The 21,001-nt window shown below is 67.3% G+C and carries 8 protein-coding genes and 3 pseudogenes; 8 read left to right on the top strand and 3 right to left on the bottom strand.

Features of this window, described 5'->3' with window-relative positions:
- The 5 genes and pseudogenes from ACIO5D_RS37705 to ACIO5D_RS37685 form a co-directional block, all read left to right on the top strand.
- The coding region (locus ACIO5D_RS37705; protein WP_400800784.1) for a hypothetical protein at positions 1 to 192 on the top strand (192 nt) is incomplete at its 5' end.
- A 28-nt stretch (positions 193 to 220) separates the two neighbouring features.
- On the top strand, positions 221 to 1,795 hold the full coding sequence (locus ACIO5D_RS37700) for an ISL3 family transposase (protein ID WP_400800781.1): 1,575 nt from the start codon (positions 221 to 223) through the stop codon (positions 1,793 to 1,795).
- A gap of 54 nt (positions 1,796 to 1,849) precedes the next feature.
- Positions 1,850 to 2,209 (top strand): annotated as a pseudogene (locus tag ACIO5D_RS37695) (transposase); the annotation flags it as partial.
- Positions 2,210 to 2,369: 160 nt separating this feature from the next.
- Complete coding sequence (locus tag ACIO5D_RS37690) at positions 2,370 to 3,758, top strand: IS4 family transposase (protein WP_400800778.1); 1,389 nt, start codon at positions 2,370 to 2,372, stop codon at positions 3,756 to 3,758.
- Between the two features lie 285 nt (positions 3,759 to 4,043).
- Entirely contained in the window at positions 4,044 to 4,826 is a 783-nt protein-coding gene (locus ACIO5D_RS37685) for an IS5 family transposase (protein ID WP_400763962.1), read from the top strand.
- On the opposite strand, the gene ACIO5D_RS37680 is transcribed toward ACIO5D_RS37685, so the two are convergent.
- Positions 4,792 to 5,343: a hypothetical protein gene (locus tag ACIO5D_RS37680; protein WP_400763961.1), complete on the bottom strand. Its 552-nt coding sequence runs from the start codon at positions 5,341 to 5,343 to the stop codon at positions 4,792 to 4,794. The genes ACIO5D_RS37685 and ACIO5D_RS37680 overlap by 35 nt on opposite strands.
- 430 nt (positions 5,344 to 5,773) lie before the next feature.
- Positions 5,774 to 10,006 (bottom strand): ricin-type beta-trefoil lectin domain protein, encoded by a 4,233-nt coding sequence (locus ACIO5D_RS37675; protein WP_400763959.1) that lies wholly within the window; start codon positions 10,004 to 10,006, stop codon positions 5,774 to 5,776.
- Between the two features lie 1,373 nt (positions 10,007 to 11,379).
- Between ACIO5D_RS37675 and ACIO5D_RS37670 the strand changes: the two genes are divergently transcribed.
- Both ACIO5D_RS37670 and ACIO5D_RS37665 read left to right on the top strand, forming a co-directional pair.
- Positions 11,380 to 17,982 carry a polymorphic toxin-type HINT domain-containing protein gene (locus ACIO5D_RS37670; RefSeq protein WP_400763957.1) on the top strand — a complete coding sequence of 2,201 codons (6,603 nt, stop codon included), beginning with the start codon at positions 11,380 to 11,382 and terminating at the stop codon, positions 17,980 to 17,982.
- A gap of 335 nt (positions 17,983 to 18,317) precedes the next feature.
- Complete coding sequence (locus ACIO5D_RS37665) at positions 18,318 to 18,644, top strand: hypothetical protein (protein ID WP_400763956.1); 327 nt, start codon at positions 18,318 to 18,320, stop codon at positions 18,642 to 18,644.
- A 178-nt stretch (positions 18,645 to 18,822) separates the two neighbouring features.
- On the opposite strand, the pseudogene ACIO5D_RS37660 reads toward ACIO5D_RS37665, so the two are convergent.
- Positions 18,823 to 19,089: pseudogene (locus ACIO5D_RS37660) on the bottom strand (tyrosine-type recombinase/integrase); the annotation flags it as partial.
- A 634-nt stretch (positions 19,090 to 19,723) separates the two neighbouring features.
- Here ACIO5D_RS37660 and ACIO5D_RS37655 point away from each other — a divergent pair.
- A pseudogene (locus ACIO5D_RS37655) lies at positions 19,724 to 20,533 on the top strand (reverse transcriptase domain-containing protein); the annotation flags it as partial.
- Between the last annotated feature and the right edge of the window lie 468 nt (positions 20,534 to 21,001).

The raw sequence follows: 21,001 nt of genomic DNA, 5'->3' as shown, positions 1-21,001 counted from the left end.
TGCCGAGTACGAAGCCGCCTACTACAGCCAACAGCAGCCAAACCTGCAGGTCACAGCAACAATCTAGAGTCTCTGCAGAACCCGCAGCGGTTCACCTGGGGAATTACGGGCTCTGGCGCTGATCTTGTGATCGAGCCGGTGATGTCAGTGGCGGGTGTCATCGTATCCCGGGTGTACTTCGGGGAGTTTTGAGACGCTTCTGCCTCATCTGACCGGTGTCATGGTGGAGTTGGTCGAGCGGACCATCGGCGGGATCACGATGCATGCCCGCGCGCGGGCGGCCGATGCGGCGTGCCCGCACTGCGGCAGCGCCTCGGGGCGGGTGCACGGTCGGTACCTGCGGAGACTGTCCGACGCAGCGATCAGCGGGACGAGGGTGGTGATCGAGCTGCTGGTGCGCCGGTTCCGGTGTCTGGACACCTGTTGCCCGGCGGTGACGTTCGTCGAGCAGGTCGCCGGGCTGACCAGCCCGCACGCCCGCTTCACCCCGCTGCTGCGCGGGATGCTGACTTCGATCGCGGTGGCGCTGGCCGGGCGACCTGGCAGCCGCCTCTCGGTGGCACTGGGAGTCCCGGTGGCGAAGGACACCCTGTTACGCCTGCTCAGGGCACTTCCTGAGAAACCCGCAGGGCCCGTCAGGGTGCTCGGTGTTGACGATTTCGCTCTGAAGAAGGGCGACTCGTACTCGACGATCTTGGTGGACCTGGAACGGCGATGCCCGGTCGATGTACTGCCCGGACGCGACGCGGAACCGCTGGCCGCCTGGCTCAGAGACCACCCCGAGGTGGAGATTATTTGCAGGGACCGCGGCGGCGCCTACGCCGAGGGTGCCCGCGCCGGCGCCCCGCAAGCGGTCCAGATCGCCGATGGCTGGCATTTGTGGAAGAACCTCGGCGAGGCGGTGGAGAAGACCGTCGGAGCCCATCATGCCTGCATCCGGACCGCGTTCGCGACCACCACGCCGGTGATCCCGCCGCCCGGGAACGACATCTGGCAGCTGGCGCCGCCCACCACTGACACGATGCTCGATGTGTGCGGACGAGAACGCCGCCTGGTGGCCCGCACCAAAGAGCGGTATGCCGCTGTGCAGCAGCTCCTGGGCGACGGCGGCACACTGGAGCACATCTGCCGCACCCTGCGACTGGACCGCTCCACCGTGCGCCGCTTCGCCCGTGCCTCCGGCATCGACGAACTGCTGGTCAACGCAACGAACCGGGTCAGCATCCTTGACCCGTACACCACCCACCTCCACCAGCGGTGGAACGAAGGCTGCCGCGACAGCGCGCAACTCCACCAGGAAATCCGGGCCTTGGGCTTCCAGGGCAGCATCCAGACCACCCGGCGCTACCTGCGCCCCTTCAAGTCCTCCACCACTGCCGCACCGGCGGCGCCCCGTCCGGCTCCGCGCCCCCGCCGCACCGTCCGCTGGATCATGACCAACCCCGACAACCTCCCGGACGAGGACGCCCTGGCCCTCAAGGAGATCCGGGCCGGCTGCCCCGAACTCGACGCGGCCACCCGCCACGTCCGCGACTTCGCCACGATGATGCGCGACCGCAGCGGCCACCAACTCCCCGCGTGGATGGAGCGCGTCGAACACGATGCCCTGCCTGCACTGCACTCCCTGGTCAACGGCCTTCGCCGCGACCAAGACGCCGTCATCGCCGGCTTGTCCAGCCCCTGGAGCTCCGGCCAGGTCGAGGGCCAGAACACCAGAGTCAAACGGATCAAAAGGGACGGATACGGCCGCGCGAACTTCGACCTCCTCCGCACCCGCATCCTGTGCCGGACCTGACCGGCTCGATCACAAGATCAGCGACAGAGCCGAAATCGCTGACCGTCCACACTCAAGGGCACCCTGGGCTGGACCGCGCCGCACTTCCGCGCACCGGACACCGCCGACCTGTGGACCTGGCTGGTCATTGTTGCCCACACCCAGCTCCGCCTGGCCCGCCCGCTGGCCGCCGACTTGCGCCGTCCCTGGGAACGCCCCTTGCCCACAGCAAAGTTGACCCCGGCCCGGGTCCGCCGCGGGTTCCGCAACATCCGCGCGAAGGTCCTCACTCCGGCTGGCGTGCCGAAACCCTCCCGGCCGGGCCCAAGACGGCCACCAGGTTCGAAGAACCGCAAGCCGGCACCCCGCCACGACGTCGGCAAGACCGTCAAACGCGAACCCACGCTCCAAGCCCACCTCGCCGCGCGAGGTTAAAGAGCAAGATGAGAAGCTGTTCAACGCTGCTGCGTTATGGCGTGAGCGTGCTGGTCAAGGGGGTTGAACGAGGCAACGGGACTCCTGTAGATCAACGATCGGCGAAGAAAGTCGATCAAGCACAGGGGTCCCGTTGCAGGAGAAGTCTGTCATCACACGGGTGGTCACGGTAGCGGCGGGAGTGTTCGCGCCGGGCCATCTGGGCGAGCTGACGCAGTTGGTGGACTTCGCGCTGGTGGACGCGGTGCTTGAGGAGAGCAGGACGGTACAGCGGCGGATCCGGCTGCTGCCCGCGCGAGTGGTCGTGTACTTCGTCCTCGCGCTGGCGCTGTTCGGGGACTGCTCGTACCGCGCGGTGTGGGACAAGCTCACCGCCGGTCTGGGTGCGCTCGTTCCGGTGCGCCCGCATTCCTCCTCGCTGTCGCGGGCCCGCCGGCGGCCGGGGCCGGAACCTCTGCGGCTCGTGTTCGAGTCCCTGGCCGGGGCGGTGGCCTGGACGGACAGGCCGGGGGCGTTCTGGTCCGGGATGCGAACGGTCGCCGTGGACGGCACCAGCCTGCGGCTGCCCGACCGCGACCCGGTCACCGCCCGCTTCCCCAAACGGCACGGGCCCCAGTACGAGTTCGCCTACCCCGTGCTGCGGCTGGTCACCCTGGTCGAGACCGGCACCCGCGCGGTGATCGCAGCCGCGTTCGGCCCCGAAGCCGAGGGCGAACTCGCCTACACCACAAGACTACTGAGCTGCCTGAGTGCCCGGATGCTGCTGCTCGCGGACGCCGGCTACGACGCGGTCGCCTTCCTGCGCGACGTCCACGCGACTGGCGCCCAGTTCCTGGTGCGCTCTTCGGCCAGCCGTCGCCCGACCATCGGGCAGCGCCTGCCGGACGGCTCCTACCTGACGCGTCTGGCCGGCCCCTACCGGGCCGGCCAGGGCTACGGAACCCTGACGGTACGCGTGGTCGAGGCCTGGATCACCGTCACGCTGGAGGACGGCACTACCAGGCGCGAACCCTGGCGACTGCTCACCAGCCTCACCGATCCCGAACTCCACCCGGCCGACCGACTCGTGGCCCTCTACCACGAGAGGTGGCAGGCGGAGACGACATACGCGAGCCTGAAGGCCACCCTGCTGGACGGCCGGGTCCTGCGCTCCGGGCACCCCGCCGACCTGGAGCAAGAGATCTGGGGCCTCCTGGCCGTCTACCAGGCGCTGATCCGCACCGCCGCAGACGCCACCGCCAACCTGCCGGGACTGGACATGGACCGGCTCAGCTTCACCATCGCCCTCCACACCGCCCGCGACCAGGTCACCACCGCCAGCGACGTTCTGCCCGACGGGCCGGTCCGCCTGGTCGGAGCGATCGGCCTCGCCCTGCTCGGCGGCCTCCACCCCGCACGCCGACGGCAACGACTCAAGGCCCGCAGCCTCAAGAGCGCCAGCAAGTACGTCCCCAACACCGGCAAGCACCCCGCCACCGCCCAGGAGTACACCCTCCACACCGAGATATCGATCATGGAAGACGGGCTTGCATCCCGCTCGCCACGCTAAACGCAGCAGCGTTGGAGAAGCTGTTGTCATACCGATCATGGTGGACATCGGTTCGAGTGTGGCGACTCTGTCGGGTGATCTCTCGCTTGTGCGCGCATGAAGGCAGGGCCTCCGGTTCAGCTCATGGTTGTCGAAGCCGGAGCGCACCAGGAGGCCCTGTTGTTGCAGTCTTACGCTCTCGTGCGGGTGGAGTCCAACTGGGCTGCCCCATCGTGTGATTGCCTCGCTCACCGGTTCGGGAACGCGGGTGATCGCCCTGGACGTGCACCGCGCTATCCGTCGGACATGACGGACGCGGAATGGGCCCTCGTGCGCGACTGTCTGCCGGTGCCACTGTGGCTGGAGGGGCGGGGCGGGCAGCCGGAGGCGTACTGCCACCGACAGATGTTGGACGCTGTTCGCTATCTGGTGGCGGGCGGCATCACCTGGCGAGCGATGCCGGGCGACTTCCCGGCGTGGGACCGCGTCTACGCCTTCGCGCGGCGGTGGCGTGTGAAGGGCTTGCTCGCGGAACTGCACGACCGGTTGCGCGGCCTGGTCCGCGAGGAGGCCGGCCGCGATCCGGAGCCGACCGCGGCGGTGATTGACGCGCAGTCACTGCGGGCGGCGGCCACGGTGCCGGCGGCCACCCGCGGCTACGACGGGGCCAAGAAGGTGCCGGGGCGCAAGCGGCACATCGTGGTCGACTGCCTGGGGCTGCTTCTGGCCGTGATGGTCACCGCGGCGAACGTGACGGACCGGGACGCCGCGATGCCGCTGCTGGAACGTGTCCGGGCCCGCTGTCGCAGGATCGTCCTGGTGTGGGCCGACGGCGGCTACGCGGGTCGTCTGGTCGGCTGGGCGAAGCAGCAACTGGGGCTCGCTCTGGAGATCGTCAAGCGCAGCGACGACGCCTCGGGGTTCGTGGTGCTGCCCAGACGCTGGGTGGTGGAACGCGCGCTGAGCTGGCTGATGCGCTCGCGGCGCCTGGTGCGCGACTGCGAGAGGCTGTCCGCCGTGCATGAGCGGATGGTGCTGTGGTCGATGACGATGCTCATGAGCCGCCGGCTGGCCCGGCGGCGAGCGTGAACCGTCCCGGGGTGGGCTCGTCGGCCCAGCCCCGGTCGGCCAGCCGCTTCATCTTCGATCGAACTCCTTCCACATTAGCCGGAACCGGCTCCAGTCCGAGTACGGCAGTGATCTCCTGACAGGACATCACTGGCTTCCCGCCGGATGCTTGTTCGGTGAGCGTGGCGAGGATGCGCTGGTAGTGGGGAGCGAGCGCGTCCGTGGAAAGCGCGGGACGCCACACCGGGACGATCGAGCCCGATCGCGCGGCCCTCGGCAGGGGAACCTCGGCGGGCGCGTTCGTCGCGGGCTCCGACCCGGAAGACTCACCGGCTTCCGGGCCAGCTTCACCTGCCTGTCCGGGCCGCGGCCCGGACAGAACCTCGCCAACGCGCTGCCGGGCGATCAGCCACTCGTGCCAGGCCGTCTCCGCTTCGGCGAGCTCAGCGAGTACCCGGTCCGCCACCTCCCGAAGCTCCTCCACGCGCTCACGCGCGGCCAGCTCCCGCTCCTCCAGGAGACCCACCACCGACGCCATCCCGGCACCTCCACCAACGAGACAACCCAACGGCCCGAGCATGCCTCGCCATGCCGGCATCATGCCTGAACTGCGGAAACCCGCCGATCAAGTTCGGTACGACAACGGCTTCTGAACCCCTCAACTGGGGCGTTCGGGGGTCCTCGTTTCACCCGTTGCCGACACGGTCTTGAACTTCGGAGTGAACGAACGGTGAGGGCACGGCTCCTTCCTTTCCATGCTCTCCACGATGGACATCATTCTTCCGGGCGCCGAAGCCCTTGATCTCAGGTGTCCGTGAAAGCGGATCAGGCTCAGGCGAGGCTGACTCTCTCTGGCGGCGCCTTGCCTCAAAATGATCACACGATCGGGTGGCGAACATCTGCATGATCAGGCGGGCGGGGCCCACAGCGCACTTCGCGCTGTGGGCCCCAGTGGGTTGTTCGGCAGGTCAGGGGTTGACGGGGAGGGCGGGGGTCTTCAGGGCGGGGATGCTCCAGGTCTGGGCGGGGGTGGCGTTGCAGTTGAAAGCGATGAGGCGGGTGCCTGGGGTGATGTCGTTGCCGGGCAGGTCGAGGCAGTGGTTGGAGCCGGGGTTGTAGAGGCTGCCGTCGGCGCGGGGGATCCAGACCTGGTTCCAGGATCCGGGGGTGCAGTTCCAGAGGCCGACGGCGGCGCCGTTGGCGGTGCTGGCTCCGCCGATGTCCAGGCACATGCCGCGCAGGCTGACGGTGGCGTTGGCGGGGTTGACGGTGAGGCTCTGGGCGGGGCCGTTGTTACAGGTCCAGATGGCGATGCCCTGGCCGGTGTCGTTGTTGGGGACGTCGAGGCAGCGGTCGCTGGCGGCGTGCCGGACGGCGGTGGCGGTGGCGGGGGGGTTGACGGCGGTGTTGTAGGCGGCGAAGTTGCTGACGCTGCCGTTGAAGCTGGTGGTCTGCTGGCCCTGGTACTGGTAGCGGCCGAGGACGAGGTTTCCGCTGGGGGCGGGGCTCTTGGCGGCGTCGTGGTAGGCGCTGCCGGCGAGGGTGCCGTTGACGTAGAGGCTCATCTGGCCGGTGGCGGCGTTGTAGCTGGCGGTGAGCTGGGTCCAGACGTCGGACTTGACGAGTGCGGCGCTGTTGGTGACGGTGGTGTAGTCGTAGGGCCAGTTGTTGTCGTCGGCGTGGGCGAGGGCGAAGCGCCAGGCGCCGCCGTTGCCTTCGCTCCAGAGGAGGAAGCTGCTGGCGCGGGTGGTGTTCTGGCTGGCGATGACGTTGCCGGTGCCGGTGGACTTGGCCCAGGTGCTGAGGGTGAAGCTCTGGCGGGTGTCGACGACGGGCTTGTCGGTGGTGGCGGAGGTGGTGCCGTTGAAGACGGCGACCTTGGTGGCGCGGCCGTCGACGGTGTCGTTCGCGAAGGTGAGGTTGCTGGGCGTGGCGTTGTAGGTGGTGGGGTTGGCGGTGGTGTCGCCCTGGAGCTTCCACTGGGCCTGCGGGGCCTGGGTGTTGCCGCGGTAATGGTCGCCGTTGAAGCCGGTGACGACCTTGTTGGTGACGCTGCCGGGCCAGGTGCGCAGGTTGCCGGAGCTGTCGAGGGCCCACAGGTCGGGCACGCCGTCGCCGGTCACGTCGCCGTCTGCGCCGACGGTCGGGAAGTCGGTGGTGGTGACGCCGGCGCCGATCTTGGGTGTGCCGGCGGGGGTGACGGCGGTGACGGTGGTGTACTCGCCGAGGCCGTCGGTGCGGGTCTGGGTGGTGAGGGCGTACTGGAGGATGTCGCCGGCGGTGCGGCCGCCCGTGGTGGTGCGGGCGCGGGCCCACAGGGCAGGGGTGACCGGGGTGGTGCCGGCGGGGTCGACGGCCAGGGTGTTGCCCGGGACCATGAGGTCGAGGGTGTCCCAGCCGCCGGTGGCGACGAGGTTCGGCGCGCGCAGCGTGTGGTTGGGCTTGACCGGGTAGTACCAGAGGTTGCCGGACTCCACGGCGAGGAAGCCGGTGGCGTCCTTGACCTCGCGGTTGGGGGTGCGGGTGTCCTTGGCCGAGCCGATCGGGGTGATCTGGCTGGTGTTGTGCCAGTCCTCGTCCTGCCGGTAGCCGGGGCAGGCGGTGCTGTCGCCGACGCAGTTCGGCCGGTCGAGGGTGGCTGCGGTGCCCAGGGTGAAGCGGCCCGGGTCGGACTCCGAGTTGGCGTAGTAGTAGAGCTGGTCGCCGCCGTCGCGGTGGACGAACAGGTCGTCGGTGTTCTTGCCCGGGTCACGGGAGCCGCGGTGGGTGACGTGGAAGTCCTTCCACGTCCGGCCGGTGCTGACTTCGGGGGCCTGGTTGGCGGGGGCGGCGGTGCCGGTGGGCGGGACGCTGGTGTTGCCCGGGTCGGTGGCGCGGCCGTGGGTGATCAGGTTGCCGGCGCTGTCCGGGACGAGGATGTCCGGGTTGGCGTCGCCGGTGGTGTCGCCGAAGGCGACCGGACCGGGGGCCCAGGGGACGTAGAAGGAGTACGACATCGTCTGGGAGGCGTTCCCGGCGCCGTCGAAGACCTGGGCGTACAGGATGTTGGTGCCCCAGTGGGTGGGCCTGGTCCTGATCTCGCTGAGGTTCAGCGTGCGGCTGCCCGGGTCCGGGCACTTCTGCATATAGGTGGCCAGCTGCGGGTCGTAGCCGTAGCGGACGCAGACCACGCCCGAAGCCAGCAGGCCGGAGGGGTTGGGGTCGTAGGCCGTGAAGGGGATCGAGCCCTCCTCGCCGAGGCGCAGGTTGGTGGTCTGGCCGTTGCCCGACGGGGGGAACTGGGTGGCCGGGTTGGTGAAGGTGCCGAACGCGGCGACCGGCGGGGTGGTGTCAACGGCGAAGTGGCAGACGGCGGTCGCCGGCCCGCGGACCAGGCCGTCGTCGCCCTGGGCGGCCCAGCCGTAGGCATGGCCGTCCTTGAGCGTGGTACGCGGGACGGTGTAGGAGGCGCGGCTGCCGTTGGGCACGAAGCCCGACCAGCCGTTGCTGACACTCGGGGCACCCGGGGAGGAGTCGTCCCAGATGTTGACGTACTCGGTCAGCTGGGACTGGTTGTGGCTGCTGACCACCGAGGTGAGGTTGACGGTGGTGTCGGTGATCCAGCGGTAGGAGGAGACCGGCACGTTGCCGCAGCTGTCGCTCTCACCGTCGAGGACGCTGCGCGGGGCGGGGGAGGTGCGCGGGTCACCCGGCTGCAGGGGGACGTGGTCGTACTCGGTGGACAGGACGGCGTCGTAGCCGAAGCGCTTGAAGCCCATCTTGTCGCCGCTGCCCTCGCTGCCGACCAGGGCGAACGCCAGCGGCGTCCCGGTGTCGGCGAGCGCGTTGCGCATCGGGGCGGTGACGTTGAAATCGACGGGGATGTCCGGCTTGCACGCGGCGTTCGTCCCGTTCCCGGGAACGTTCTTGCCGTCGACCCATTCGTAGGTCTTGTGGCTGTTCCAGGAGATGGAGCCGTCGAAGGCCCCGGCCCGGTAGAGGTTCACCGGGTACGTGGTGGTGCAGGAGTAGTCGGCCGACACGTACTGCGACACCCGCAGGTTCGCGTAGTTGATGACCGTGTTGGGCAGGTAACCGTTGAGGTTGAACTCGTACAGCGCCCGCTCGACACCCTTGGTGGTCTCCCAGCCCTGGTAACCGACACCCGGGCGGTCACGGTCCGCCGGGCCGGTGCGGTCGAAGTTACCCACCCCCGGGTAGCCGGACTGCACCCAGGCGTGGTGGCTCTTGCCCCGGGCGTCGTTCGACCACGACGGGTCAACGTAGATCGGATAGCTCGTGTTGGCGCCGTCCAGCAGTTCCGGGCTGGGCGACAGCCGGATCGCCCCGACACCCTTCGCGTCGGTGGCCGCGGTCACCGGGACGTCGGCGACGGTGGCCTTCGGACCGGGCCCGTCCGCGCTGCTCGGCGCATCCGGCTCCTGGCGGGTCGCACCAGCGCCCTCGCCCGACGCAGACGGCGCGGGAGCCGCCTCCCGTGCGGTGAAGGAGGCCTTCGCGGCAGCCCCGTTCGCCGCGGGGGCCGCGGCGGACCACATCTGCGGCTTCGGCGCCGTGAACACCTCCTGACCGCCGCTGACAGCCTTCAGACTGCCGTCCGCGTTGGCCGACAGCTCCACCCCATTGGCCGTGGCGGGGAAGTTCAGCGAACGCACCGCCGGGTTAGCAGCGGCGGCCGGGGTGTGCAGCACCAGCACGGTGCTGTACCCACCGAACCGGTCCGCCGTCACCTTCAGGTCCGTGTCCGGCGCCACCGACGCGAACAAAGCACTGTTGCCACTCACCACCGGAACCGGCAGCGCACCACCGAACGGCGACCCCACCGCCAGCTGCTTGCCGTCCCCGGTGGTCATCGTCGCCAGCGGACCACCGCCACCGCCCGAGATCACCAGGCCCTCACTCGCCGCCGCAGGCACGAACGACCCGTCAGCACGCTGAACCAGCATGTCGTCCAGCGCCGTCCACGACCCGTCAGCCCGCTTCACCCGCTGCGCGTCCATGTGCTGCTCCTGGCGGAGCCGGCCGGCGGGCGTGGCAACGGTGGTGCTGAACTCGTCGGTCAGCGACGGGATCGGCACGTCCTTGCCGGTCCGCTTCGCCTCCGCGATCGCCAGCTCGGCCGGCCGCGGGTCCAGAAGCTCACCCGCGTGCTTGGCGTCCCCGGCGTCGACCATCGCCTGAGGATCGACTGGATCGCCCATTGCCGAAAGTGGAGCCGCCGCGAGCAGGCCTGCCGTCAGGGCCAGTACGGCGGCGGAGGACTTCGCGCGCCTACCTCTCGCGCCCCTCTCGATTGTTCTCCGCGAGACCGGATTGTTATTCAGCCACGTTGATCTGATATGCACGCGAGTTCCTGAATTTATGCCTCGTTGCGCGGGTATGCGCAGAGATCAGAGCCACGCTTCCAGGTGGGGGACAAGGCGGTCAAGAGATTTCGGGAGGGCGGAGGGGCCAAGCGGGGATAAGTCACCCATAGGGGGCGGTGTGATGTGTGACACATGGATTGCTGCGCCCCTACCCATAGGCCCTCATGATTCGTGGCCAGTAGAATCCTCCAGCCCATGGCATGCTCTTGTGCTGGTAATGATTCGTCAACTAGGATGAAACATTGATAGTTAATAAAACTGCCAGACCGTCTGTAGGTGGTCTCCGGCGAGCAGCGAGCGTTGTCGCCCTGGCGGTGGTGGCCTCGCTGCTTGCCCCTGTGGCGGCTCAGGCTGTCGCCGAGGACCCAGACTTCTCACGAGTGTGGTTGCCGCCGGACACCCCGCTGCCGACGACGCCGTCGGTCAAGGCAATTCAGGCTGACCGGCCTTCGGAGGTGGCGCCGCACTATCCCGTTCCCAGCCGGACGAACGACCCTGCTCCGCAGGTCGCCGTCAAGGAGGAGAGCGAGACTATTGCGCTCTCTGAAACAGCGACCCGAGCGGGAGCTCTGCCCGTCTGGGTCAGTGCCGTTGGTCAAAGTAGCCAGACCTCGGGCTCGGTGACGGTGGTACAGGCCGATAGCCGCACTGCGGTAGCCGCCGGTGTGAACGGCGTTCTCCTGTCCCTCAGCACTGACGTGCCTGACGGCAAGACCGAGGTCAGGGTCGCCCTCGACGCTGACGCGCTCAGCGCCCGGATGGGAGCAGACTTCGCTTCGCGTGGCCGTCTGGTGACCATGCCAGCGTGCGCCCTCCAGACACCGGAAATACCTGCTTGCCTCACCCGCACCCCCCTCGCGGCCACCTACGATCCGGGCAGCAAGCAACTCGTCGCGAGCGTTGACCTGCCAACAACAGGATCCATCACTGGACCGACTTCGTCGGCAGGCATCACAAACGCGTCATTCTCAACCGCTTCCCCCTCTGCAGCTGTTTCAGCGTCAAGCCAATCAGTGCCCGTCGTTCTGGCCTCGGAGACCGGTGCGTCCGGTGGAGGGGGGACGTACAGTGCTACGAGCCTGTCCAGTTCCTCGGGGTGGGCCTCCGGGGGTTCCTCCGGGGGGCTGACCTACAGCTACGGGATCCAGGTCCCGCCCGCGCTGGGCGGCTCCGCCCCCGGTGTCTCCCTGGGCTACAACTCCTCGTCGGTGGACGGCAAGACATCGTCGACCAATGCGCAGGCGTCCTGGATCGGGGACGGCTGGGACTTCAATCCCGGTTTTATCGAGCGCAGTTACCAGCGGTGTGACAAGGCGGGGATCACCGGCTCCAGTGACCTGTGCTGGGGCGGTTTCAACGCCACCCTGTCGCTGGGTTCGCACTCCGGGCCACTCGTTCGGGTGTCGAAGAACGCGGTGTCCTCGGACGACGCCACCGGCGTGTGGCGGCTGAAGGAAGATGACGGGACGAAGGTCGAGTTCGGCACCGGTGCGGCCAACGGCACCGACAACGGCGCCTACGCCAAGGTCACCGATACCTCCGGGACGGTCTACTACTTCGGGCTGAACCACCTGCCCGGTGGTGACAAGAGCGACCCGGCCACCAACTCCGCCTCCACCGTGCCGGTCTACGCGCCGAACAGCGGGGACCGGTGCTACGACGCGGCCAAGGGCAAGGCGTCCTGGTGCCAGATGTGGCAGGGTCTCTCGCTGGACTACGTGGTCGACGCCCACGGCAACCTGACCACCTACACCTGGGCGCCGGAGACCAACTACTACTCCCGCGGCGGCGTCCAGAACAACGGCACCGGCACGCCGACTGCCTACACCCGGGCCAACACCGTCACGCGGATCGACTACGGCCAGCGCCTCAGCGAGCAGGTCGCGGCGAAGGGCGCCCTCCAGCCCGCAGCCCGGGTCAGCTTCACCACCGCCGAGCGCTGCCTGGAAGCCGGATCCGCCTGCGATCCTGCCAACCGCACGGTCGCGAACAAGAACAACTGGCCCGACGTCCCCGTCGACCAGGAATGCAAGGCCACGGGCACCTGCACCACCGCCGGCCCCACCTACTTCACCACCAAGCGGCTGACCTCCATCAGCACCCAGGTACGGGTCAACAACGCCTGGCAGGACGTCGACGCCTACGAACTCAAGCACTCCTTCCCCGACCCCAGCCGCTCCGCGAACCAACAGCCCCCGCCGGACCCTGTCGAAACCACGAGCCAGAAGGCGCTGTGGCTGGACTCGGTGCAGCGCACCGGCAAGACCGCCAGCCCCAGTGTCAGCACCCCGCCGGTCACCTTCACCCCGGTGATGCTGCCCAACCGGGTCGACGGCACCGACCTCGTGCCGGCGCCGCCGCGGATGAACCGCGCGCGCATCCAGCAGATCCGCAACGAGACCGGCGGCGTCCTCAACGTCGACTACAACCTGCGCGACTGTTCCCGTATCAACCACGTGATGCCGACCGCCGAGGACGACAACACCCGCGCCTGCTACCCCGTCCGCTGGTCCCCGCCCAACTCGGTCGCCGAAGCGGACCCCGTCCTCGACTGGTTCAACCACTACACCGTCGCCTCGCTCACCGAGAACGACTTCGCCACTGGCTCCCCCGCCAAGATCACCAGCTACACCTACGGCCCGGCCGCCTGGCACCGCGACGACAACCAGTTCACCGACGCCAAGGCCCGCACCTGGGGCGACTTCCGCGGCTTCGCCACCGTCACCACCACCGTGGGAAGCGGCAACGACGGCCCCAAGACCCAGACCCGCACCACCTACCGTCAGGGCATGGACGGCGACATCCGCAAGAACGGCAACCCCCGCAGCGTCCCCCAGCTCACGGACGCCCTCGGCCGTAATGTCACCGATGTCGACTGGCTCTCCGGACAGACCCTGCAGACCGAGACCGTCGATCTGACCAACGGGACAGTCGCAGCGCAAGCCGTCAACAGCTCCAGCGGCGAGTTCGAGACCGCCAGACAGCCGCGAGGCAGCGGACTGCCCGACCTTGTTGCGCGATACGCAGCCACCACCACCAGCACCGTGTTGCGTGCGCGTAAATCCGACAACAGCTGGCGCACGGTCACCAAGACCATAGAGAGCGACCTGTACTACGCCAACAGAGTAAAGGCGTCACTCGATCAGGCCGACGATCTGCCGGACCTCTGCACCCGGACCAAGTACGCCGCCGGCCCCGACCCGCAACGCACCGATCAGGTTGCCGAAACCCTCACCGTCTCTGGTCCTGGCGCCTGCACCACCACGCCCACCTCGGCAAATACCGTCTCGTGGGACCGCGTACTTTACGACGGGCTGCCTTACGGCCAGACCGGTGCGACCGCTGACAGGACCGGCGCGCAAACCCTCGACCGCTTCGACAGCGTCGGCGCCCCCGTCTTCGTGACCGTTTCCGCCGCCGGCTACGACACCTACGGGCGTGCCGTGGCAGCGACCGACCCGAACAGCACCGACGCTCAGCACCCAGTCGGTGCCACCACCACGACCACGTACGGTTCAGCCACGCCCGGCGAACTCCCCTCAACCGTCACGGTCTCCGCGCCGATCCCCGGAAATGCGAACGGGACGTGGGACTCTGTCACCACACTGGACACCCGCCGGTCCCTGCCTCTCAGCGCCACCGACATCAACGGGAAGACCACTGCCCAAACCTATGACGCCCTCGGCCGGCTGACCGGGGTGTGGCTGCCGGGCCGCACACCAGCCAGCAAGCCCAACCCGAACCTCGGCTTCGCCTACACCGTCTCCAATACCACCGGTGTTCCGTCGACGATCACCTCATCGACCCTCACCGTGGACAGCGACACACCCGTCTACACGCGCTCAGTGGCCTTGCTCGACGGCTTCACCCGCACCCGCCAGACCCAGTCCTCACCCGCTGGCCCGGGCTATACCGGCCGCCTGATCACCGACACTCAATACGACTCCCAAGGACGCACCTGGGCCGCCAACGCTGCCTGGTACAACAAGGACTCCGGCCCGTCGACCACGCTGGTCACGGCTCCTGACAGCACCATCCCCTCCCAGATCCGAACCACCTTCGACGGTCTGGGCCGCCCGGTCACCTCGGCGTTCTGGTCCCTCGGCGCTCTTCAGAACCAGACCACCACCGCCTACCCCGGCGCCGACCGCACCGACGTGGTCCCGCCGCAGGGCGCCTGGCCCACCAGCACCCTGACCGACGCCCGAGGCCGTACCACCGAGCTGTGGCAGTACCGCACAGCCACCGCCACCGGACAAGCGCCGGACGCCACCGTCACCCGCTACGCCTACACCCCCGTCGGCCAACTGGCCAGCCTGGTGGACAGCTCAGGAAACACCTGGAGCTACGGCTACGACCTGCGCGGCCGTCAGACCAGTGCCAGTGACCCGGACACCGGCACCAGCAGCCGCACCTACGACGTGGCGTCACGACTCGCCACCACCACAGACAGCAAGGGGCAGGTTCTCAGCTACAGCTACGACATCGCCGGTCGCAAGACCGGCGTGTACGAGGGGCCGGTGACACCCGTCACACAGTTGGCCGGGTGGACGTTCGACACTGTGATGAAGGGCAAGTCCGCCAGCTCCACCCGCTACGTGGGCGGAAGTAGCGGCCAGGCGTACACCACCACTCTCACCGGTTACGACAACGGCTACCGCCCCACCGGCAGTACCATCACCATCCCAGGTACGGAGGCCGGCCTCACCTCCGGCACGTACACCTACACCACCACCGCGCAGTACGACCAGATCACCGGAAACCCGAAGCAGAGCACCGTGCCTGCCATCGGAAGCCTGCCGTACGAGGAGCTCGCGTTCTCGTACAACAGCTACGGTCAGATGTTCTCCTATGCTGGCGCGACGACGTATGACGTGCAGAGCGAGTACGACGCGTTCGGCTGGCCCCTGCGTTCGACCGTGAACCCCTGGGGCAGCCAGGTGGTGACCACCACCGACTATGACCAGGCCACCGGCCGGGTCCGCGCCCAGTTCCTCGACAAGCAGATCGCGACCCGCGGCGCGGTGCAGCAGACCAACTACACCTACAACCCCGCCGGTTCGATCACCTCGATCACCAACATCCCCGACAACACCCCGTCCGCGACCGACCGGCAGTGCTTCACCTACGACTACCTCGGCCGCCTCACCACCGCCTGGACCGACACCGGCGGCATCACCACCCCCGATCCGCTCCAGCACAAGACCCTCGACCAGGGGGCCTGCGCCAACACCACCCCCACCAGCGGCGCCGTCGCACCCGCCAAGACCACCGTGGGTGGCGGCAACCCCTACTGGCAGGACTACACCTACGACCTGACCGGCAACCGCACCTCACTGATCCAGCACGACCAGTTCGGTGACACCAGCAAGGACGTCACCACCACCCAGCAGTTCCCGGCACCTGGCACCGTCAACACACCGACCACCGCGGCCAACACCGGCGGGGGCACCGGCGGCGCCCACGCTCTGCTCACCTCCACCGTCAAGACCGGCACCACCACGACCGCCAACGGCGCCACCCAGTACGACGCGGTCGGCAACACCACCGCCATTCGTACCGGTGTCTCCGGTACCGGCACCGCCGCCCTCACCTGGAACAGCGAAGGCAAACTCGCCGCCTACACGGCGGCCGGGCAGATCACCGGCAACGGCGGCAAGTGCATCGCCACCGCCGGCGGCAGCAACGCCAACGGCACCAACCTGCAGATCAACGCCTGCACCAGCGGCGGCAGCCAGCTCTACACCGTCGCCAACAACCGCCTCGTCGTCCTCGGCAAGTGCGTCCAGGCCATGGGCACCACCGCCGGCTCGGCCGTCCAGACCCAGAACTGCGACAACTCCGCCGCACAGACCTGGACCCCGCGCGCCGACGGCACCCTCCACAACCCCGCCGCCAACCGCTGCCTCGCCATCCCCGGCGACGTCACCACCAGCAACACCGCCCTCGTCATCGGCGACTGCGTGAGCACCGTTCCGGCCGGGCAGAAGTGGACCGTCCCCAACACCACCACCACCTACCTCTACGACGCCGACGGCAACCAGCTCATCCGCCGCAACCCCGGCACCAACACCATCAACCTCGGCGGTGACGAACTCACCGTCGACACCACCACCAAGGCCCAGACCGGCACCCGCTACTACCCCGTCCCCGGCGGACTCACCATCGTCCGCAAGGGCGCGGGCACCGCCCCCGGCAGCTTCGTCGTCCAGGCCGCCGACCACCACGGCACCGGCGCCGTGAGCATCGACCTCACCACCTCCGCCACCACCCGCCGCCCCACCGACCCGTTCGGCAACCCCCGCGGCAACCAGCCCGCACCTGGCACCTGGCTCGGTGACAAGGGTTACGTCGGCGGCACCAAGGACGACACCACCGGCCTCACCAACCTCGGCGCACGGCAGTACCAGCCGACCACCGGCCGCTTCATCAGCCCCGACCCCGTCCTCGACCAGTCGAGCCCACAACAGTGGAACGGCTACGCATACAGTAATAACAACCCGGCCAATCTCAGCGACCCCTCCGGACTTGCACCCTGCGCGAAGGGGCTCTTCGACCGTGCAGACTGCGGAAACGGAGATGGACTTACCCGTACAGAATGCCACGGATTCGAAATCCATGGGTGCTGGTCAAAGAATTCCAGGGGTGAGATCTGCATAGGAACCGATGGCCCATGCGCACCCAAAGGCGTCGGGCTTGGCGGCGGAGGATCCGGGTTGTCATCATCCGAAAGGCCCGGGGGGCTGTCAGACTATTTCTGGGGCGCGGGAACCGAGGTTAGCCACGATTTGATTAACCTTGGCGGCGATATGATGAATAGCACCATTCCGGGATCGGGGAACCTTTTCAAGGGGTTCGGAAATGGCGCACTAAATCACGTAATAAATATCAATGGCGTCAAAACCAAGTCGACGAACTTCAAGCGTGGAGGAATTGTTGGATTTACTCTCGGGTTTCTCGTTGGCGGAAAGAAATCTGGCATAGGGAAGGCCGAGGCTAAGATCCTTCCGAAGCTGGAGTCGCCGCGGTCGAATATCTTCGATCGCCTATTCCCGACTTGCAGTTTCAGTCCTGAGACGCCAGTACTCATGGCAGATGGAAGTTCGAAGTCCATAGCTAATATCGTTGTTGGCGACTCGGTTCTGGCTGCCGATCAAGACGACGTCGAATCAAAGGGGCCCGAACGGGTCATCGCTCGCTGGGTCCACGACGACGAAGACCTGATCGATCTTTCCGTTCATACCGAAGCGGATGGCGAAGCCGTTATTCACACTACGGCCAACCATCCGTTCTGGGACGACACGATCCAGCAGTGGACTCAAGCCGAGGATCTCCAGGTCGGCCACCATCTGAAAGCGGCGTCTGGGCGTACTGTCGAAGTTGCGAGCCTCCATGCGATCCCCGGCCCGCGGAACATGTACAACCTGACCATCGACCACCGCCACACGTACTATGTGCTGGCGGGCGAGACTCCGGTGCTGGTGCATAACGCTGGCGGCGATGACCCGGCAATTCCGAACATTGTCCAGCAGCGAATTCAGGAAATCCTGGCTGGGCAAGCGCAACCAAGGCCGAATGGTGATGGCACCGGTCCTGACAGGTTCGAGGTCAGAACAGGAAATAACCCCACCCCTGGCGCGCACGCGCGAAAGTGGGGACCTTCGGCGCCCGGGGCTAACGACTCGGCGTTGATCTACGACATGGGTGATGGGAAAAATAAGTATCGGATTCTCGTGAACAGGTATGGTGATATTGGCTGGGTGGACAATCACAACTACAAGAACATAAAGCTATACACGCCGGGATGCTAGCGCAAAGAGATCCCGCGCGGCCTGACCGAGTGAATGAATCGTCGTAATCTTGCATGAGGCCGGCCGGGTGATTCCGGTCGGCCTCATGCGCGGCGGTAATTCAAGGGCCCTCGGGCGACTTGCTCTCAGGGCGCGGCGGCCGTCATGTTTTCTGATGCGTGGTGACGGGTTGATATTATCCAGTAGCGGTTGGGCGATCACGGGTTGCAGCCGCAAATCTGATGGTCACTCAGATTTCCTGCGAGTGCCGCGTTTCAGCTGCTGCGACCCTGCGGGTTGATGGTGGGGGAGCTAGTTGTTATTTTCGTGCAAAATCGAGTGCTTGAGAGGCTGAAATGGAGCGGATTACTGATGAGCAGATTTCGCAACTGGTCAAGTTTGTATATGCTCGAATCCTCGGTGCCGATTCACTTCGAGAAGATGAAGCCCACCGCACGGCCACTGCGCTCCGTCTGATTACAGACAAGCAGGTTGCGGCTATTCGCTACTACCGCGCCTCTCCGCCTGAAACTGCTGCGGTATCTGAGGTTCACGCGACTGCCTCATGGAACCTTCTGGTCTCTGTCGCTAAAATCTGGCGAGACCATTCGGAGTTTCCGATCGGCGCCGCGATAGAAACGTTTGAATTTGAGGCCGAGAATCCTCTTATGCCGGCAAGCTGAACATGGATCGGTCGGTGGGGTGGCCTGAATGGGTAATCGCCAGCGATTCGGCTATCCGGAGAATTGCCTCGGCGTCCCAGTCTTAAGTTCAGTCGAACTAGATCCCATGCTAGAAGCCCCGCCGAAAAATCATCGGCGGGGCTTCTGGGCGTCTTGACGGCAGTAGTTGACGGCAACGTCAGCGGACGGGTGCTGCACAAAGCGGCGGTTCGTCGCCGTCGTCGGGCCGGGTGGCGGGGGCGCGGAGGGCGTTGCCGAGGAGGTCGATGGCGTCGCGCTGGAGGCGGAGTCGGACGTGGGCGTACACGGTGGCGGTCACACCGATGTGGGCGTGGCCGAGGAGCTCCTTGATGACGACGAGTTCGACGCCCTGTTCCAGGAGGAGCGTGGCCGCCGAGTGCCTCAGGTCGTGGGTGCGCCGTGAGGCGCTGTGGTTCGAGTGGAGGTGAGAGGCCTTCGCCGCTGATCCTGTCGCAGCAGGACGGTGGAGCTGAGGGCAGCCTGATCCGGGTGACGCCGGGGAGGGTGGGAGCGGCCCTGACAAAGCCGGGACGGGCCGGTACTGCCAGATGGTTCGGGTCCGGCGAGCGGGACGGAGAGGAGTACGCGAGGAACCGGCGTGTGACACCCCCTTGATTAGGCACCGGCTCGAATCTGGCGGATCTGGGCCGGGAGCGGTGCGTATCCCGTCGAGCAGGTGGGCGGGTAACTCCCAGGACGGTGGGCACGAGCCGTCCGGGAGGCCACGAGGAAGGTCTGCGGCGTACTCGTGGCGATGCCGCAGGGGCATAGTCGGGCTCCTACTTCGTCGAGCGAACCACAGTGAACACGGGAACCGTCCCGGGTCTTGCCCTCCGCGTCGTATCCAGCGGCGAGGGTGGGGTTGGGCGCGTCGACCGCCGATCGGTTCGGGACGGGGCGGAGCCGCCGTAGTACTCCGAGGTCGGGAAAGCCGGCCGCATGGGGAAGGGCGGCAGCGGTTTCGAGGAGGGAGGGTCGCTGCAATGCCGGAAGACGCGTCGCCGAATGGCGGTGCTCCTCGTTCTGGTCCGGCCGGGCTGGGAGCGAGGGTATCGGAGATGCAGGCCAAGCTTCACCGTTGGGCGGTGGCCGATCCTGGCCGCCGGTTCGATGACTTGTTCAACTTCGTGTGTGACCCGGCGACGCTGATCGTGGCGTTCGACCGGGTCGCGGGGAACCAAGGCGCGCGCACCGCTGGCGTCGACGGCCTGACGGTCGCCGACGTCGCGGAGCAGGTGGGCGTGCCCAGGTTCCTGGACGACCTGCGGGCCGCTCTCAAGGACGGCTCGTTCCGGCCGTTGCCGGTGCGGGAGCGCAAGATCCCGAAACCGGGTGGGTCGGGGAAGGTCCGCAAGCTCGGGATTCCGACGGTCGCGGACCGGGTCGTCCAGGCGGCGCTGAAACTGGTGCTGGAGCCGATCTTCGAGGCGGATTTCCTGCCGTGCTCGTATGGCTTCCGGCCCAAGCGGCGTGCCCAGGACGCGATCGCCGAGATCCACCACTTCGGCTCCCGCGGCTACCGCTGGGTGCTGGACGCGGACATCGAGGCGTGCTTCGACTCGATCGACCACACGGCTCTGATGGACCGGGTGCGTCGGCGGGTGAAGGACAAACGCGTCCTGGCGCTGGTCAAGGCGTTCCTGAAGGCCGGGATCCTCACGGAACTCGGCGAACACCGGGACACGATGACCGGCACGCCGCAGGGCGGCATCCTGTCTCCGTTGCTGGCCAACATCGCCTTGAGCGTGCTCGACGAGCGCGTGATGGGGCCGTGGAAGCCGGGCGGGGCGATGTCGACCCCCGGCAAGCGCGACTACCGGCGTTCCAAGGGGCGGCCGACGTGGCGGCTGGTCCGCTACGCGGACGACTGTGCGCCACGAACACTGAGGGAGGTTCCGGTGTAGAGACGGAAACTTCCGACGTGATGCTGCACTGGTGATGGAGGTAGGCCCTCCGGGACCGCCCACGCAGGGGGAGGTCTCAAACCACCGCAGGCTGCTCCGGTGAATGAGCCGGGGTGGTGAGCACTGCGGACAAGGCGCACTTGATGCGTCAGGTGTGAACCGAGAAGGCGAACGTGAGTGAACCACCGTCGAAGTGTCGAAAGCGTATGGATGGTTACCGAAACCGGGGTCCAGTTGTTGCCCCGGGATGAATCTGGCGGGTTCCTGTATTCCTGGCCAGGTGGTGCCCGGCATGAAGGTGGCGCGAGCTCGGTTCAGGCGTCGGTGCGGAACGTGGGAACCCCTCGCCGCGATGCTGCCGACGGCCGTGTTGACGGCTTGCCGGTGTCAAGGGAGAACCTCAAGCAGCTGAAACTGCAAGGGGGAGAGTAC

It is taken from the genome of Kitasatospora sp. NPDC087315 (assembly GCF_044744345.1).
Classification (GTDB): domain Bacteria; phylum Actinomycetota; class Actinomycetes; order Streptomycetales; family Streptomycetaceae; genus Kitasatospora.
This window is presented reverse-complemented; position numbering and strand designations above follow the sequence as displayed.